The organism is Dermacoccus abyssi, assembly GCF_003515945.1.
Classification (GTDB): Bacteria; Actinomycetota; Actinomycetes; order Actinomycetales; family Dermatophilaceae; genus Dermacoccus; species Dermacoccus abyssi.
The window spans coordinates 153851-169949 of sequence record NZ_QWLM01000001.1; the positions used below are offsets into that span (position 1 = coordinate 153851).

Sequence of the window (16099 nt, forward strand, 5' to 3'; positions counted from 1 at the left end):
CGCTTCGTTAGGTTGGGAGGCATGAAGGCGCGCCCCGAGATCATCGACGCCCACGTGCAGGAGCTGTGGCGTACGGGCGCGACGCGTATCGTGTCGAGCACCGGCAAGCTCGTGGCGTGCATGGTCGGCGCGCTCGGTTTCACGGCCATCGGCGGCGCCGGTCTCACGGTCGTCATCGGCGAGCGCGGCGTGCTCGGCGCGTTCACGAGCACACCGGGCTCGTGGGTGTGCCTCGTCGCGGTGCTGTTCTTCGGGGTGCTCGGCATCCCGTCGTTGACGATCCAGTTCCTACGTCGCCAAACGCTCGTCATCGAACGCGAGGGGGTACGCGTGCTGCGCGGCGATGGGCGCCAGGTTGCAGCCTTGGCGTGGCAGAACGTCGCTGAGGTCAGCCAGTTCCGTCACCGGAGTACGTCGATGACCAACTGTGTCCTCACGCCCGAGGCGGCCGATCTCCGGCGTGCGACGTCGGGGGCGGTCGCGCGGGGCCTGGCCCGGGCGACGCGGCAGTCGTCGGTACCCAGGTGTGGACCGTGCCGACGATCTTCAAGTACCAGCGCGAGCTGCCCGAGATCCTTCGGGCGGCGCTGCACGGCTATTGCACCGGTTGGCGCCTGCCTCGCTGATCCCGATCGCCATGAGTCCCTTTCGGCCCTCGTTACGGTGGGCGCCATGAAGCCGCGGCAGCACATCGTCGCCGCTCATGTCGCGCAACTGCGGCAGCGCGGCTCCACCACGATCGGTCCCTACCACGCGAGGTCGGCGTTGCTCATCGCTGCCACCGCGCTGTGCGCCGCCCCGTGCCTCTTCGCCCTCGTCTCGATCGTCACGGATCGGGGGTTCTCCGGCGCGCTGGCCCACCCCGGCGCGTGGGGCGCGTTGCTCGGCTCGGCTTTCTTCGGTCTCGGGCTGTTCATCCTCCTCGCACAGCTGGTCCGTCCGCCGGCACTCGTCATCGACCGGGGTGGCGTGCGGTTCCTGCGAGGATCCGAGGGAGAGGTAGCGGCCGTCGAGTGGAAGGACGTCGTCGACATCACGGTGGTCAGGCTGCGCACCACGACCATGGTCAACTGCGTCCTCACACCCGAAGCAGCCGCTCGCCGTCGTGCCGGCGCGGGCCGGGTCGAGAACGCCTTCACCCCGCCCGAGGTGTGGAGCGTCCCGCCGATCTTCGCCACATCGCGCGAGCCGCCCGAGATCCTTCGCGCGGCGCTGCACGGCTACCGCACCGGTTGGCGGCTGTAACGCGCAGAGCCCGCCCGAACGCGAGGTTAGAGCGGGCTCTGCGGCGAAGTGTCCGGGTCAGACGACGCCGAGGGCGAGCATGGCGTCAGCCACCTTGACGAAGCCGGCGATGTTGGCGCCCTTGACGTAGTCGCCGGGCACATCGAACTCGTCGGCGGTGCTCTGGCAGCGCTCGAAGACGCCCTTCATGATGGTTTCGAGGCGCTGCTCGGTGTGTTCGAAGCTCCACGAGTCACGCGAGGCGTTCTGCTGCATCTCGAGAGCGCTGACGGCGACACCGCCACAGTTGGAAGCCTTGCCCGGTGCGAACAGGACGCCGGCCTCCTGGAGGATGTCGGTGGCGTCCGGCGTCGTGGGCATGTTCGCGCCCTCGGCGACGGCGATGCAGCCGTTCTTGACGAGCGTCTTCGCCGCGTCCGCCGGCAGTTCGTTCTGCGTGGCACACGGCAGCGCGACGTCGCAGGCGACGTCCCAGATCGAACCGTCGGCGACGAACGTCGACTGCTTGCGCAGGTCGGCGTACTCGCTGATGCGGGCGCGCTTGTTCTCCTTGAGGTCGCGCACGATCTCGAGGTCGATGCCTTTCTCGTCGACGACGTAGCCGCCGGAGTCGCTCATCGCGATGACGGTGCCGCCCAGCTGGGCGACCTTCTGCGCGGCGTAGATGGCCACGTTGCCGGAGCCGGAGATGACGACCTTCGTGCCGTCGAAGGAGCGGCCCTTCGTCGCGAGCATCTCCTGGGTGAGGAAGACCGTGCCAAAGCCGGTGGCTTCGGTGCGCGCCGCGGCACCGCCCCAGGAGAGGCCCTTACCGGTGAGCACACCCGCCTCGTAGCGGTTGGTGATGCGCTTGTACTGGCCGAAGAGGTAACCGATCTCGCGGCCGCCGACGCCAATGTCGCCGGCCGGGACGTCGGTGTACTCACCGATGTGGCGGTAGAGCTCCGTCATGAACGACTGGCAGAAGCGCATGACCTCGGCGTCGCTCTTTCCCTTGGGGTCGAAGTCGGCGCCACCCTTGCCGCCGCCGATGGGCAGGCCGGTGAGGGAGTTCTTGAAGATCTGCTCGAAGCCGAGGAACTTCACGATGCCGAGGTAGACGCTCGGGTGGAAGCGCAGACCGCCCTTGTACGGGCCCAGGGCCGAGTTGTACTCGACGCGGAAGCCGCGGTTGACGTTGACGCGGCCCTGGTCGTCGACCCACGGCACGCGGAAGATGATCTGACGCTCGGGCTCGGCGAGGCGCTCGATGATGCTGGCCTCGACGTAGTCGGGGCGGCGTTCGAGCACCGGGCCGAGGCTCATGAGCACCTCGTCCACGGCCTGGTGGAACTCGGCCTCACCGGGGTTGCGCTTGAGGATCGTCTCGCGGACCGGCTCGAGCCGGGGGTGCAGAGTCGGGGACATGGCGTGCCTCCTAAGCGCCGACGGATCACGCCGACGGATCGTGTGGGGTTTTGATCGATTATGCCGTGTTCTCACGAAGAGCCGTGAGCAGCGCGGGTAGGGCTTCACCCGCTGGGACGCGCCATGTGGCGGTGGCGATGTCGCTGAGGTCGGTCTCCTCAGGGTTGATCTCGACGACAGGAACACCGCGGTGGTGCGCCATGATCGGCAGGCCGGCTGCGGGGTAGACGATCCCGGAGGTACCGATGACGAGGACCAGGTCGGCGGAGAGCGTCGCGGCCTCGGCTCGTTCCAGAGCATCCTGCGGGAGTGCTTCGCCGAACCAGACGATGCCGGGCCGCACGAGGCCCCCGCAGTGGACGCAGACGGGCGGGTCGAGGCGCTCGACTGGTTCGGTGAGCGGTTCGCCGACGGCGTCGGCGTCCTGCCCGCAGCGGGAGCAGCGCAACGCGAAGATGCTGCCGTGCAGGTGGGCGAGCACGTCGCTGCCCGCGCGTTCGTGCAGGTCGTCGACGTTCTGGGTGACGATCCACAGGTGTGCATCGCCGACCTCGCTCCACTCGGCGAGCGCCCGGTGCCCAGCGTTGGGCTGGGCGCGGGTCATGAGCGTCATGCGCCAGCGATACCAGGCCCAGACGCGGGCCGGGTCTGCCTCCCACGCCTCCGGAGTTGCCAGGGATGCGGGATCCTGGTTCGCCCACAGCCCGGTCTGTGCATCGCGAAAGGTGGCGAGACCGCTCTCGGCGCTCATTCCGGCGCCTGTGAGAACGGTGAGCTCACACGCCGCGTGGGCGAGCTCAAGGACGTCCGCGGGAACACGCATGCTGTCACGGTATCGAGGTGGCCCGCCGAAGCCGAATGCCCGGACGCCCCCACCCGGCGGTCGGACGTCGGGGATCGAGCGGGCGGGCTCTGCGGCGTCAGCGGGCAGACGCCCGACCTTGGGAGTTCTACAGCCGAACGGCCCAACACCGCCTGTACAACACACGACGCTGGGAGTTCTGCAGCCGAACGGAGCCACGCCGGCTGCCCCACGCCCAACCTTGGGAGTTCTGAAGTGAGCACCTGGGCAGCTGGGCGGTTCCCACTCGCGCCGCACCGAGCGACCGAAGCGACGCGGCCTCGTTGCTCGCCGTTCCGATGTTCCCGCCAGACCCCGTGAGCGAAGCTGGTCGCTGCCATCCACCCTTCCTGTGACGCGCGTCATAGCCGTGCTACGTTCGCGACAAGGACCACCGGAGCACAGGAGGCAACCATGTTCGAGTCGAACGGCACGATCGAGAAGACGTATGTGACACCGCCAGAGGCCGTGGGAGCGGCGATCGCAGCCGTATGCCAGGAGCAGGGCCACCACCTCGGCTCGGTGAGCCCCGACGGGTCGCGCTACGAGCTGAACACCAAGCGGACGGCCCACAGTTGGGGCGTTGCGATGGCGATGACGCTCTCACCCGGCGCTTCGGGTACCGACGTTCGCGTCGACTACGACAACGTGCCCAACTCCCCGAAGGCCCTGTTGGACGGGCGCAAGAACGCCAAGACGGTGAAGAAGTTCCTCACCGAACTCGACGCGAAACTCTGAGAGCGCTTAACCCGGCCAAGTCGCCGCTCCGCACGGACCAGACCAGAAGCTGACCGCCTGATATCTGCCGGACGTTCCTTACGCGACTCTCAACGGAGTGATGGAGGCGATCTGCTCCCCTGCACGGTCTTCGGCACGGTCCAGTTCGTAGTGGCTTAGCAGATTGATCCAGAACTCTGCAGAGGTGCCGAAGTACTTCGCCAGGCGCAGCGCCTGTCCGCCGTAATCCCCCGCTTGCCGTGGACGATCTCGTTGATCCGCCGTGGCGAAACGCCGCCTCGACATCCGCGCGCGAGCACCAGTCGCTCCTCCCACCGCCCGGTCGAGCCATGAGCCTGCGGGCGTTCGCTCAGGCCAGGCAGGCCAACGGCCGGCCGCCCTTGTAGGTCACCATGTCACCGAGCGCGGCCGTCACGTCGATCGGGGCTCCCCGTTCTGCGACGTCAATTTCCGCGTACGCAACGCGCAGGTTCTCTCGGAGTTCAGGGCGAGGGCCGGCTTCGGCCAGGCCCGATCACGACCGCTGCCGGACCACCCGCCGTCTCGGGCTCAGCCCTTCTGCCGTTCCTTCAGCCTGGCGTTCTCGGCGATGACATTGCGGTGAACCTGACGCTCGTGGACGAGCCATTCCGGCGGGTCGGTGAGGAGCTCACCCACCTGGTCGGCGTTCAACGGTTCGGTGACACCGCTGCGCCGCAACCCCGAGTGGGAGATCCCCAGCTTCGCAGCCGTGACCTCACGCGGGAACGGACCGTTACGGCGCAGGTCGATCAGCCATGCCGGCGGGTCCGCGCGCAGGGCGTCGAGTTGCGCGCGCGTGATCGGGGTGTTCTGAAAGTCTTCCGGCGCGGCGGTCAGCAGAATGCCGAGCTTCTGGGCTGCCGTGGACGGCTTGAGGGTCTGACTCACCCGAAGAGCCTATGCCACACCGACTCCTTGAGCATGCGACGGCGGTAGCCTGCCCCCGTGAGCGAGAACAGCCCCGAGGTCGCGGCACTACGGATCGGGAAGGTGCGCGGCGTCACTCTCACCAACTGGCAGCGGGTGTGGGGCGAGCGCTTCGCGTCCCCCCTCGCCGTGAGCGATGTGGCCGACGCCGAACAGCTCGTCGGCCTGCGCGACGGAAGCCTCGACATGTGCTTCGTACGTCTGCCCATCGACCGAGAGGGTCTCCACGCGATCCCGCTCTACGAGGAGCAGATGGTGGCGTGGGTGTCCAAGGAGCACCCCATCTCGGCTGTGGACGACGTGAGGCTCGCAGACCTCGAAGACGAGCAGGTGGTCACCGAGCTTAACGCCGCAGCAACAGATCTCGTGCTGGGCGGCGCTGTGCTGGTCGTGCCGATGTCCATTGCCCGCGGTGCCAGCCGGCGCGACCTGACCTACCGACCGATCATCGACGCTGAACCCGCCCCAGTCGCCCTCGCCTGGCGAATGGACGATGAGAACGCATGCCTCGAGGACTTCATCGGCGTGGTCCGAGGCCGCACGGTCAACAGCTCGCGAACGACCCAGAATGGGCCTGCCTCCCCGGCCCGCGGTTCCGCCGAGAATGATCGCGGCAAACCCACCCGCACGTCCGCGAACCGCGCGAGCTCCCGCAACGGCCGACCGTCGGCGACAAAGAGAAAGCGGAGGGGCCGCTGAGCGACCCTTCGACCTGGAACCCGTCGGCCCAAATCGAACAGCGCCTCATACGTCGCCGTGCCGCACCGGGGCCGGCGGGCGGCGATCGGGCACGTCAGGCGTCTCGTCGTGGACAGCGGACTGAGGCGGAACGCCGCCGAGTTGTTCCAGCGACGCGCCGCATCCTGCGTCAACGCCGGTAGACGTCGCGCCCATGACCGGCCGCAACGACCAAAACGAGGAGCTGGTCATCGTGAATTTCCTAGATGCCCCGCCAATCCCCCGTGCGCACGCGCCACGCGTGCCGACCGGTAAGTTTCTTCGCCGCCGGCGGTCGAGGTGCATCGGCGAGGAGCGCAAGCACCGCAGTGACGCGCTTTTGGCCGTCCCGAGGGAGCGTGCGAATCTGCCGACGCGCGGCGGGTGTGATCCGAACCGAGTACATCAAAGACCGAGCTCTCGGCGGAGTTCATCGAGCGAGACACTCTCGCCCGTCTCGGCCTTGGCTGCGTCGTAGGCTGCGATGTCCTCGAGTTCCTCGGCGGCTTCCATCAGCCGGATCTTATTCGACTGATCTTTCGTGCCAGCAGTTCCTCATGCGCGTGCGCCGCTTTGAGCCCTTCACGGCAAACCAGATTCAACTGAACTATGGAATGTCGAGAATAGCAGGGTCGCCACTCCAGACCCGCGACACAAATCCGCGCCGCGGAAGGACCCAACGTTCGGCAATTTATCTGATGAAGGGGAGGCCGCGGCATACGGGATGGCATTCACATCACACTTTGAATCTAAATTCGACAGGGTTCCGCACTCGTCGAACATGAGGAATCAGGTGGCCAATCAATCACGGTGCGAACATTTCGAGCCTGAGGCACTCAGTTCTTTCGCATCAGACCAACGTGATGGCCCAGTCATGAAACAACTGTCTTTCAAGAGGGTGGACAGAATTTGGCCACGTGTCGAGTGCATAGGTATGTCGAGTGGATAGGTATGCGGATCATCGCCGACGTCTTGTCTTCGCAAACAAGCCGCTGATAGGCTCATCGCATGAGCCTATCCATAGACACGTCCTTCGACTTTCACAGTGACACGCCACCGGGCAAGGACAGCGACGCGGCCAGCCCCACTCTTAAGTATTATCACCAGCTCCTTTGGAGCAAACCACTCCCCTCAGGCATCGATTTCACACTCGCGTCCGAAGAGAAGGCGTACCTCGTGCACCGCTCCCCCATAGGCACCTACTACCTATCAAGCGATGCCATTACAACGAACTTGCCCGGCAGGGCCTCCAAGGTGATCACTAGGATCCCAAGACACAGGCAACCGTCTCCCGTGCAGTACACGATCGGGCGTTCGATCATTTTCCCCGGTGATCGAAGAGAGGGAATGGCCACCATAAACGCTGCTCGCGGCTTTCACCCCCGCATTGCAGATCGATTCGACCTCAGCCTGGAATGCATCCGAAGATTTTACGCAGGAGTTCCGAACCCCCTATCAGATGTCCTGACTCGCTACTCGGACTTCTTCACATTGTTTGTTGATTTTGAGAAGTACGTAGAGTTCTTCCTGCTCGAAGATCTGGTCGACGAGACCACGGGAAACGTAAAGTTCTTCCACGACTTCCACGATTTCCAAACCCCGGCCGTTCCACAAACAACGGACCAATACCTCCGATACGTAAGCGCCTCCGAGCAGTTCGCCTACGCGCGCAACCAAAGAATAAACGCCTACGCGCGCTCGCCATTATCCTTCCCAACCAGCCCCGCCTAATCACTAGGGGAAGGTGGAGGTAGCTGTAGGCGTCGCGGGCCAGTCGGGCGCGTTCGGGCCCGTCGGTGTCTTTGAGGCGTTGCTCGGCGCCGGCGGTCAGACCGAAGTAGGTCCACCACAACGAGGCGGCGATCAGGACTCCGAGGACGGCGGCGGCGAGCACGACCGGTTGCTGCAGGTGCTCGCTGGCCCCGGTGCCCAACCCGACGACGGCTTCACCGAGCGCGATGATGATGATGAGGCCGTGGCGCTCGACGAAGTAGGAGGGCACTACCCGGAAAACCTCGACCCCGGCGACCAGGGGTCCGCCGAAGTCGATGATGGCTGCGCCGATCCAGAGCAGCTCTCGGTATGGGGCTGGGAAGGCGGCGACGGCGATCAGGACTGGTGCGATGAGCAGGCTCGGGGCCAGCCGCAGGAGGCCTGCGCGGAGGTGTTCGTCGTCGTGGGAGGCGTCCACGACGAACAAGACCAGGTGGATGACGCGGATGGCGAGCAGGGCAAGCCCGAAGACGAGGGCTCCGGTGCTGAACGCGGTCGGGAGTGCGCTTGCGGCCAGCAGCATCGCAGCCATGGCGGCGATGACCAGGCAGCGAAATACCACCCGATTCGTAGTGAAGGTGTTGGTGAGCCACGTGTAGCAGACCCAGGCCCACCACACCGCCAGTAGGCCGAGCACACCATGACCTAAGCCCCGCCACGAAACGTCGTCCCGCACCAGCTCGGTCAGCTGCGCCATGGCGTACACGAACACCAGGTCGAAGAACAGCTCTAGCTTGCCCACCGACCCGCTGTCGCTGTCCCGCGAGTCGGCCTCGCTGCCCGGCTCAGAGTTCTCTGACATCCGCGAAATCATCCTCTTTCAAGCCCGACAACTCCCATCCTCACCGACGGTGCTGCCGCGCTGTCCGGACCAACCGGGCTGCGCCCTTGGTCAGGGTCACAGCATTTCTAGTGGTCGCGGTCCGCTCGGGGGCGGGAACGCACGGTCCAGAGCATCCAGGTCTTCGCGGGTCAGCTCCACGTCCAGTGCTGTGGCGTTGTCTCGCACGTGCTGCGGGCTGCTCGCCTTGGGGATCGTGCAGAGCGAGTCGCGGCGCAGCACCCAGGCGATGGCCGCCGCCGCGGCGCTGACGCTGTGACGCGCCGCGACGTCGTTCAGTGTCGTGTCGTGAAGGATGCGGCCCTGCTCGATCGGCGAATACGCCATGACCGGCAGCTGGTGGTCGGCGCACCACGGCAGGAGGTCGTACTCCGGTCCTCGCCGCGACAGGTTGTACAGCACCTGATCCGTGGCCAGCCCGCTGCTGCCCGGCACGTCCTGCAGGTCGGCGAGGGCCCGGTGGTCGAAGTTGCTGACGCCCCAGTATCGGATTTTCCCGTCCTCGACGAGCTGTTGGAAGGCCGCGACGGTGTCCTGCAGCGGGTACCTGCCCTGCCAGTGCAGCAGGTAGAGGTCGATCCGATCGGTGCCCAGGCGTTTCAAGCTGCGTTCGCAGGCCGCGATCGTGCCGGAACGGGAGGCGTTGGACGGCATGACCTTGCTGACCACGAACGCCTCGTCGCGGCGCCCCGCCAATGCTTCACCGAGCACCTCCTCCGCGGCGCCGTCGGCGTACATCTCGGCGGTGTCGACCAGCGTCATGCCCAGCTCGAGGCCGGCGTGCAGCGCTGAGACCTCGTCGCGGCGGCGGCCGGGGTCCTCACCCCAGCCCCAGGTGCCCTGGCCCAGCACAGGGATGGACTCCCCGCTCGGCAGCGTTATCCGTCGCATCCGCGATCACTTCCTTCTGGTTGTCCTGAGGTGGGACGTGGGCTGAGATCCTCGAAGGGCCGGCGCGTCCGCGACCGGTGCTGGCTTACTGCGTGGGTCATCGGTCGACTTGGAAGACGGCCCGGACGCAGCTCATCTCATGCGCTACCTACCTCCAGGAGGGTTGGAGCTACCGAGGTGCCGGGTGTCGAGCTGCTGGTCAGCCCCGCCTGCGCCATGTGGCGTACCGGGCTGCTCACGAGCAGTTTCCGGCGTCGGTGGACTGAACAGTACTCCCACGGCGGAACAGAGGGAAGAGATCATCGGGTGAGCGGCTGGTGACCAGGTTCCCGTCTCGAGCCACCCCCATGGTCCACCACATTCGCGCCGGTGTTGCGCAGGTCGGTGCGGATGCTGGGGAATGAGGTCAAGGTCCAGCCAGTCACGAGACGTCATGGCCCTGCCCGGACTGCCCGACCACCCCGCCTTCCGCCCCCGCTCGCCAGTACTGGCCGCGGCCCCGCGCGATGCTCGGCGGGCCGCAGACCTCGTTCCTGCTGCCCGCGCCAACCGAACCCGGCGGCTACCTGCGCGTCATGGCTCTGGCCATACCTCAAGACGCTCCCCGCCACCTGAGCCTGGTCGTCTTGTGGTGAGGGGTCGGGGTCTGATTCGGCGCCCCGTCGCACTCCGTTCTGGGGCGGGTAGGAGCTTCTCGCGCTCGTAGAAGCGGAGCGTGTCGATGCTCAGCCCGGTGCGACGGCTGGCCTCTCCGATAGTCAAGCTTTCGCCGGTCGATCCCATGGTTCCCCTCCGTCCTGTCACCTGCGCCTGAATCGTTGCGTCTCGGCGCAGCTACGCTACAGCTGCTTCAGACAGCCGCAGCGACCAAGGCCGACGGCGGAGATAGCCTCGACTGGACCGACCCGTGTTGCCGCTCAGCCGAGCGATCGCGTGAGTTCCTCGGCGGTGTCCCAGAGTTGACGTTCGCGAATCGGGTCGTAAGATTCCGCGGACGAACGCTCCTCGGCACCGCGATTGATATAGGCCCCGCTCGTCGCCCGCGTGCGGCCGAGCGCCGCGTCGGCGAGATACCGCCCGGCGGCGTCCTTGCTGGTCGCCTGCGGCGTCAGGGTCATCAGCGGCATGATCCTGCGCATCGCGAAGCGCGACAACGCGTCTGCGGCCCGCGTGAGGTCGGTGCCGGGAACGAACCCTGGGTTGTATCCGACGATGTCGACTCCGTCCGGCAGACGGCGCGCGTGCTCGTGGATGAGATGGATGGCAGCCAACTTGCTCGTCGAATACGCGGTACGACCCGCCACCACGCTCTCGGGATTCGGGAACGCGCGGATCCGCGCCAGACGTTCCGGTTCCTGCCAAGACGGGCCAGGCACCATACCGAGATTGTGGCGGAAATCGCCGAAGTGAGTATCGCTGACGGTGAGCGTGATCCTCGAGCCTGACACGAACCGATCGTGCAGGCGACGGAGGAGGACATGGTTGGCGAGCACGTTGATGGCGAACGTCGCTTCCAAGCCCTCGGCGGTCTCGGTGAGGTCGTTCGTGAACTGCAGTCCCGCATTGCCGACCAGACCGCGCAGCGGCGGCAGTTCGCCATCATCCAGTCCCCGCGCGACCTCGTCAGCAGCCTGTCGCGTGCCGGCGAGGGACAGCAGGTCGACGGCGATACCCGATGCCGCGCGCCCTGCCGCGGTGAGTTCGGCGGCTAATCGGGAGCTGGTCTCGCCACGGGCGAGCAGGACCAGGTGGGCGTCCGGGTCGAGCGTGGCGATGCGATCGAGAGCGATGCGGCCGATCCCTCGTGTGGCTCCGGTCATGACGATGGTGTGCTGAGCCATGGGCTCCTCCTCGCGGTTGGCGTCGATGCTGACGGACGTCGAGCATCCCGGGAAGACGAGTCTTCGTCGTCGGTCGCATGCCGCCCAGGGCTCCGTGGAGACGGAGGACTGGCGGTGCCTAGGCTCCGGGCGCGCGGTCGCGCAAGAATGAAGGACATGGGAGCGTCGGAGTTCGGGAATCTTGTGCATCGGTGGCGTGACAGGCTCACCCCCGGTGATGTCGGCCTGACAGCAGGACTGCGCCGTCGCGCCCCCGGCCTGCGGCGAGAGGAACTCGCACAGCTCGCGGGACTGTCGGTCGATTACATCGTGCGTCTCGAGCGAGGCCGGGCCACCCGCCCGTCGGCTCAGGTCGTCGCCTCGCTGGCCCGGGCATTGCAGTTGTCGCGCGCGGAGCGCGAGGCCCTGTTCATCTCCGCCGGGCTGCTGCCACCCAGGGATGGCATGGTTTCCGATTTCATCCCGGCCGGCGTACAACGCCTCGTCTCCCGACTCGGCGATGCAGCCGTCGGCGTCTTCGCCGCCGACTGGTCGCTGCTGACTTGGAACCCGACCTGGTCAGCGCTCCACGGATCCCCTGAGAGACTTCCACTGCCGGAACGCAATCTCGCTCGGGCGATCTTCGGCGACGGTGCCGCGCAGAGATCCCTGCATCCCTCGTCACCGGCACTTGCCGATGATTTCGAGCGCAGCATCGTCGCCGACTTGAAGCATGCACGGGCCCGATATCCCAGCGACCGGCGGCTCGCCTCGCTCGTGCGTGAACTCCGGACAGGCTCTGTCGATTTCGCTCGGCTTTGGAAGGACGCTACGCCGGCCGAGCACACCAGCAGCCGCAAGACGATCGAGCACCCCGAGGTCGGTGCGATCACGCTCGACTGCGACGTTCTCTCCGTCCCGGGAGCCGATCTGCGCATCGTCGCCTATACCGCTGCCGCAGGTTCCTCGGACGAGAACAAGCTCGATCTCCTTCGCGTCACCGCGGCAGCCTGATTCGCCTGCAGGAGTGGGCCTTGACCGGCTCTGGGCCCTCACGCTCGAACGGTCGTGACCCGCGATTCGCACGGCCCTCGCGTCAGCGAACTTCCCAGCCCGGCATCTGTCCGAGCGAACAAGAAGCCGCCCATCGCGGCACGCACTCTGCGGCCACCTGCGGAGAGAATTCATGCAGACATCGCAAGAGCAACTCGCACGTGCTTATACGTTGAACCTGAATTCAACCGAGTTCCGGCACATACCAACCTCTCAGAACCCGGCGACTCCCCCGAAGCGTCGTCCCTCTCCTGACCCTGCGAATACCAAGCCTGACGAGCGAGGAAGCAACCCAGGTTGACAACTCGTCACTTAGCAACATAGGTTGACGGCATGGAGTCTCCACGGATCGCAGCAGTAGCAGCCGATACCAGCGACCCGAAAGCAGGATTGCGGGCCGTAGCGTCGTTACGCGTGCTCGCGGACACCTTGGAACTTCGGCAGGTCGAGGCCGCGTTGCGTTCGGGCATGAGTTGGCAGGAGATCGCCGACGCGCTCGGAGTGACGCGACAAGCCGCCCACAAGAAGCATTCCAAAAGAATTGACCCCGCGATCTCGACATCCAGGAGGAACAGATGAACAGACTCGTCCGCGCCGCTCAGACCAGCCAAGCGCTTTCCCTGGCCGCCATGGAGGAAGCATCCCGGCTCGGGCTCCGCGAAGCCGACATCGACCACCTGTTCCTCGCATTGGTCATCAACGACCAATCCGCCGGCCGCGCACTGCGCGAGCTGGATATCGACCTTGATAGCGCCCGTCTCGCCGTGGAGGAACAACGTGATGCACAGCTGACCTCACTCGGCATCGAGGCGTCGTTCCCCGAGGCCGGGCGCATCGTGTTCCATGAGACGGATGGGTACGAGTGGACTCGTCGCGCTCGGGACCTCATCGCGAAGTCCAGCAGCAAAGGCAAGCCAGGCGACGCTGCCGCCGTTCTCCGGGAACTCGTCGCAGAACCCAGCGGCCTTATCACCGGTATCCTCGGCCGCCTTGGCACGACATCCGATGCGCTCATCGAACGCCTCGATCGGGCCGACTCGCCCTCTATGAAGTCCATGCCCGTCTCAGCGAAAGTGAAGGGGCGGACCACGGGACCGACTGAGAATTTCATATCCGCACCACTGGACGAAGTATGGGCGTTCCTCACAGATCCCGCACGTATCCCCGAGTGGGAGCCGAGCATCGGCACTCTCGACCAGACCAGTCAAGAAGCGAAGCCGGGTACGGTCTGGGAGGGCACGGCACCCGCAACCTATCCAGACGGCAAGCCTGTGAAGATCAAACCTCAGTTTCGTCGACGCAGTGTTGAGCTCATCGCAATTCACCGACCGGACAGGATCGCATGGAGCTTCGGCTATCCCGACGTCGCGCAGAGCAATTCGGTTCTGACTGAATTCGCCTTGGCGAACGCGACCGGTGGCACACAGCTGCGGATCACTAGGTCTTGGTCGCGACGCCGAGGGTGGCGAGGACTTGTCGCATGGCCGCTACGTCCCATCCAGAAGTTCCTGGTGTGGATCACCCTGTTCCAGACTGGCAGCGCGATCAGCCGAACATTTCGCTAGCCCCATGCTGCGGCGACTCGCCTGCTGGTCGCACGTAGATCGAGTGCCCGGATCTCCCTGTGGGAGATCCGGGCACTCGAATCAGATGTTGAGGCGGAACGCGACTAAACGTTGAACCGGAACTCCACCACGTCGCCGTCGGCCATGACGTAGTCCTTGCCCTCCATGCGGGCCTTACCCTTGGCGCGGGCTTCGGCAACGGATCCGCACTCGACGAGGTCGTCGAAGCTGATGATCTCGGCCTTGATGAAGCCCTTCTGGAAGTCGGTGTGGATGACGCCCGCGGCCTGCGGGGCCGTCCACCCCTTGTGGATCGTCCAGGCGCGCGTCTCCTTCGGGCCGGCCGTCAGGTACGTCTGCAGCCCGAGCGTGTTGAAGCCCTTGTGCGCCAACTGCTCCAGGCCCGGCTCGGTGATGCCGACCGACTCGAGCAGTTCCTTAGCCTCGTCCTCGTCCAGCTCGGCCACCTCGGACTCGAGCTGCGCGTTGAGGAAGATCGCGTCCGCCGGAGCCACCAGCTTCTGCATCTCGGCTTGGAACGCCTCGTCCGTCAGCTGCGACTCGTCCACGTTGAACACGTAGATGAACGGCTTCGCCGTCAGCAGGCCGAGCTCACGGATGTCCGACACGTCGAAGCCCTGGCTGGAGAGCGTGTTGCCCTCCTCGAGGATCTTCTGGGCAGCGACGGCGGCTTCGTACACGGCCCTGTCCGTCTTCTTGCCCTTGACCTCCTTCTCGAGGCGCGGCACCGCCTTCTCCAGCGTCTGCAGGTCGGCGAGGATCAGCTCGGTGTTGATCGTCTCCAGATCCGAACTCGGCGAGACCTTGCCGTCGACGTGGTGCACGTCGTCATCGACGAACGCACGCACGACCTGGCAGATCGCGTCGGCCTCACGGATGTTCGCGAGGAACTTGTTGCCGAGGCCCTCTCCCTCCGAGGCGCCCTTGACGATGCCCGCGATGTCGACGAACGACACCGTCGCCGGCAGGATCGCCTGCGAGCCGAAGATGCCCGCGAGCACCTTGAGGCGCGGGTCCGGCAACGGGACGACGCCCACGTTCGGCTCGATCGTTGCGAACGGGTAGTTGGCTGCGAGGACGTTGTTCTTCGTCAGTGCGTTGAACATCGTCGACTTGCCGACGTTGGGGAGACCGACGATTCCGATGGTGAGTGCCACGATCGACGATTCTACCGACCGACCATCGGTCGACCTATTCGCCGGGCGTACCCTGCGGCCGCCGTATCGTGAGCGCATGCTGATGCACCTGCGCCTCACCGTGCCGAGCGCACTGTCGTCGCAGGTTCGCACCCGCCTCGTCGACGACGAGGCCGTCACCAACGTCACTATTTCCCCCGGTGCGGTACTCAAGCCCGAAGGCGACCTCATCGAGGCCGACGTCGCCCGTGAGGCCGTCAGTTTCGTCATCGACGACCTCACCGACATGGGTCTCGGCGACTCCGGCGGCATCGTCCTCAGCGAGCCCCTCGCCACCCCGTTCCAGCGCGCCTCATCGGTGGAGCGTGCGGCCCACGGCGACCCCGACGACGCCGTCATCTGGCGCCTCCTCGTCGAACGCGCGAAGGGCGCAAGCCACATCACCGTCAACTACCTGGCGTTCCTCGTCATCGCCACGGCCCTCGCGTCGATCGCGGTTCTCACCGACTCGTCGGTGCTCGTCGTCGGCGCGATGGTCGTCGGTCCCGAATTCGCTGCGGTGTCGGCCACCTGCGTCGGCCTCGCCATGCGTGAGTGGCTCCTCGCCGGCCGATCGTTCGCGCTTCTCGTCTGGACCTTTTGCGCCGCCATTGCTGTCATCACGGTGCTCGCGTGGGTCGGCCTCCACGTCGGGCTCTTCGACGCCGACATGGTGACCCGCGAGCGACCGCAGACGAACTTCATCTGGCGGCCGGACAAGTGGTCGTTCATCGTCGCTCTTCTCGCGGGCGCGGCCGGGGTGCTCGCCATGGCCATCGACAAGTCGAGTGCCATGGTCGGCGTCTTCATCAGCGTGACGACGGTGCCCGCCGCCGGCAACGTGGCGCTCGGCCTCGCGATCTGGGACTGGCAGGAGATCCGCGGCTCGCTGGCACAACTCGGCCTCAACATCGCAGGCATGCTCATTGCCGGCGTCGTGACGCTCGTGGTCGAGCGCCTCGTGTGGCGCCAGCTCGGCGAGGAGAGCCGATTCACCCTGACGCAGCGGCACTTCAACCGCGCACACCGCTGACGCGCGGGGCCACCGAAATCCCCGTCGTTCC

Annotated in this window: 15 protein-coding genes and 3 pseudogenes; 8 read left to right on the forward strand and 10 right to left on the reverse strand. The window is 66.0% G+C overall.

Annotated elements, in window-relative coordinates; translation table 11 throughout:
• Positions 1-21: 21 nt before the first annotated feature.
• The gene (locus tag D1832_RS00745; protein WP_118912198.1) at positions 22-1245 is read left to right on the forward strand and encodes a hypothetical protein; all 1224 of its coding nucleotides are present in this window, start codon (positions 22-24) and stop codon (positions 1243-1245) included.
• 57 nt (positions 1246-1302) lie between these two features.
• Here D1832_RS00745 and gdhA read toward each other — a convergent pair whose 3' ends face one another.
• Both gdhA and D1832_RS00755 read right to left on the reverse strand, forming a co-directional pair.
• A complete protein-coding gene (gdhA, locus tag D1832_RS00750; protein WP_206609333.1) occupies positions 1303-2640 on the reverse strand; it encodes an NADP-specific glutamate dehydrogenase in 1338 nt (445 codons plus the stop codon).
• A 70-nt stretch (positions 2641-2710) separates the two neighbouring features.
• Positions 2711-3475, reverse strand: coding sequence for an SIR2 family NAD-dependent protein deacylase (locus tag D1832_RS00755; RefSeq protein ID WP_118912200.1), 765 nt, complete (start codon positions 3473-3475; stop codon positions 2711-2713).
• 432 nt (positions 3476-3907) lie between these two features.
• Between D1832_RS00755 and D1832_RS00760 the strand changes: the two genes are divergently transcribed.
• Complete coding sequence (locus D1832_RS00760) at positions 3908-4231, forward strand: hypothetical protein (protein ID WP_118912201.1); 324 nt, start codon at positions 3908-3910, stop codon at positions 4229-4231.
• Between the two features lie 78 nt (positions 4232-4309).
• On the opposite strand, the pseudogene D1832_RS15635 reads toward D1832_RS00760, so the two are convergent.
• Positions 4310-4533, reverse strand: a pseudogene (locus D1832_RS15635) (HigA family addiction module antitoxin).
• A 247-nt stretch (positions 4534-4780) separates the two neighbouring features.
• On the reverse strand, positions 4781-5140 hold the full coding sequence (locus D1832_RS00775; protein WP_118912202.1) for a DUF5997 family protein: 360 nt from the start codon (positions 5138-5140) through the stop codon (positions 4781-4783).
• A gap of 57 nt (positions 5141-5197) precedes the next feature.
• Between D1832_RS00775 and D1832_RS00780 the strand changes: the two genes are divergently transcribed.
• Both D1832_RS00780 and D1832_RS16155 read left to right on the forward strand, forming a co-directional pair.
• On the forward strand, positions 5198-5878 hold the full coding sequence (locus tag D1832_RS00780; RefSeq protein WP_118912203.1) for a LysR substrate-binding domain-containing protein: 681 nt from the start codon (positions 5198-5200) through the stop codon (positions 5876-5878).
• Positions 5879-6904: 1026 nt separating this feature from the next.
• Entirely contained in the window at positions 6905-7627 is a 723-nt protein-coding gene (locus D1832_RS16155; RefSeq protein ID WP_118912204.1) for a DUF6994 family protein, read from the forward strand.
• A 10-nt stretch (positions 7628-7637) separates the two neighbouring features.
• Here D1832_RS16155 and D1832_RS00795 read toward each other — a convergent pair.
• The 5 genes and pseudogenes from D1832_RS00795 to D1832_RS00815 all read right to left on the reverse strand — a co-directional run.
• A pseudogene (locus tag D1832_RS00795) lies at positions 7638-8483 on the reverse strand (low temperature requirement protein A); the annotation flags it as partial.
• Positions 8484-8567: 84 nt separating this feature from the next.
• Positions 8568-9401: an aldo/keto reductase gene (locus tag D1832_RS00800; RefSeq protein WP_118912205.1), complete on the reverse strand. Its 834-nt coding sequence runs from the start codon at positions 9399-9401 to the stop codon at positions 8568-8570.
• Positions 9402-9636: 235 nt separating this feature from the next.
• Positions 9637-9829, reverse strand: a pseudogene (locus tag D1832_RS16305) (DJ-1/PfpI family protein); the annotation flags it as partial.
• A gap of 145 nt (positions 9830-9974) precedes the next feature.
• Positions 9975-10184, reverse strand: coding sequence for a MerR family DNA-binding transcriptional regulator (locus tag D1832_RS15500; RefSeq protein WP_206609328.1), 210 nt, complete (start codon positions 10182-10184; stop codon positions 9975-9977).
• A 134-nt stretch (positions 10185-10318) separates the two neighbouring features.
• Positions 10319-11242 carry an SDR family NAD(P)-dependent oxidoreductase gene (locus tag D1832_RS00815; protein ID WP_118912206.1) on the reverse strand — a complete coding sequence of 308 codons (924 nt, stop codon included), beginning with the start codon at positions 11240-11242 and terminating at the stop codon, positions 10319-10321.
• Between the two features lie 156 nt (positions 11243-11398).
• Between D1832_RS00815 and D1832_RS00820 the strand changes: the two genes are divergently transcribed.
• From D1832_RS00820 to D1832_RS00830, 3 genes are all read left to right on the forward strand, one after another.
• Positions 11399-12235 carry a helix-turn-helix transcriptional regulator gene (locus D1832_RS00820; RefSeq protein ID WP_241510796.1) on the forward strand — a complete coding sequence of 279 codons (837 nt, stop codon included), beginning with the start codon at positions 11399-11401 and terminating at the stop codon, positions 12233-12235.
• A 372-nt stretch (positions 12236-12607) separates the two neighbouring features.
• Complete coding sequence (locus tag D1832_RS15650) at positions 12608-12853, forward strand: hypothetical protein (RefSeq protein WP_118912208.1); 246 nt, start codon at positions 12608-12610, stop codon at positions 12851-12853.
• Positions 12850-13839 carry an SRPBCC family protein gene (locus D1832_RS00830; protein ID WP_118912209.1) on the forward strand — a complete coding sequence of 330 codons (990 nt, stop codon included), beginning with the start codon at positions 12850-12852 and terminating at the stop codon, positions 13837-13839. The genes D1832_RS15650 and D1832_RS00830 overlap by 4 nt, the downstream gene beginning before the upstream one ends.
• Positions 13840-13943: 104 nt before the next feature.
• Here the strand turns inward: D1832_RS00830 and ychF are convergent, their stop codons facing one another.
• Positions 13944-15017: a redox-regulated ATPase YchF gene (ychF, locus tag D1832_RS00835; RefSeq protein WP_118912210.1), complete on the reverse strand. Its 1074-nt coding sequence runs from the start codon at positions 15015-15017 to the stop codon at positions 13944-13946.
• 76 nt (positions 15018-15093) lie between these two features.
• Here ychF and D1832_RS00840 point away from each other — a divergent pair, with 76 nt between their 5' ends.
• Positions 15094-16068 (forward strand): DUF389 domain-containing protein, encoded by a 975-nt coding sequence (locus D1832_RS00840; protein WP_118912211.1) that lies wholly within the window; start codon positions 15094-15096, stop codon positions 16066-16068.
• Positions 16069-16099: the final 31 nt, after the last annotated feature.

What these genes read in the sequence shown, in the direction of transcription:
- D1832_RS00745 (WP_118912198.1), top strand. Translation starts at nt 22, where the DNA reads ATGAAGGCGCGCCCCGAGATCATCGACGCCCACGTGCAGGAGCTGTGG.
- D1832_RS00755 (WP_118912200.1), bottom strand. Translation starts at nt 3,475, where the DNA reads ATGCGTGTTCCCGCGGACGTCCTTGAGCTCGCCCACGCGGCGTGTGAG.
- D1832_RS00760 (WP_118912201.1), top strand. Translation starts at nt 3,908, where the DNA reads ATGTTCGAGTCGAACGGCACGATCGAGAAGACGTATGTGACACCGCCA.
- D1832_RS16155 (WP_118912204.1), top strand. Translation starts at nt 6,905, where the DNA reads ATGAGCCTATCCATAGACACGTCCTTCGACTTTCACAGTGACACGCCA.
- D1832_RS00800 (WP_118912205.1), bottom strand. Translation starts at nt 9,401, where the DNA reads ATGCGACGGATAACGCTGCCGAGCGGGGAGTCCATCCCTGTGCTGGGC.
- D1832_RS15500 (WP_206609328.1), bottom strand. Translation starts at nt 10,184, where the DNA reads ATGGGATCGACCGGCGAAAGCTTGACTATCGGAGAGGCCAGCCGTCGC.
- D1832_RS00815 (WP_118912206.1), bottom strand. Translation starts at nt 11,242, where the DNA reads ATGGCTCAGCACACCATCGTCATGACCGGAGCCACACGAGGGATCGGC.
- D1832_RS00820 (WP_241510796.1), top strand. Translation starts at nt 11,399, where the DNA reads ATGGGAGCGTCGGAGTTCGGGAATCTTGTGCATCGGTGGCGTGACAGG.
- D1832_RS15650 (WP_118912208.1), top strand. Translation starts at nt 12,608, where the DNA reads ATGGAGTCTCCACGGATCGCAGCAGTAGCAGCCGATACCAGCGACCCG.
- D1832_RS00830 (WP_118912209.1), top strand. Translation starts at nt 12,850, where the DNA reads ATGAACAGACTCGTCCGCGCCGCTCAGACCAGCCAAGCGCTTTCCCTG.
- D1832_RS00840 (WP_118912211.1), top strand. Translation starts at nt 15,094, where the DNA reads ATGCTGATGCACCTGCGCCTCACCGTGCCGAGCGCACTGTCGTCGCAG.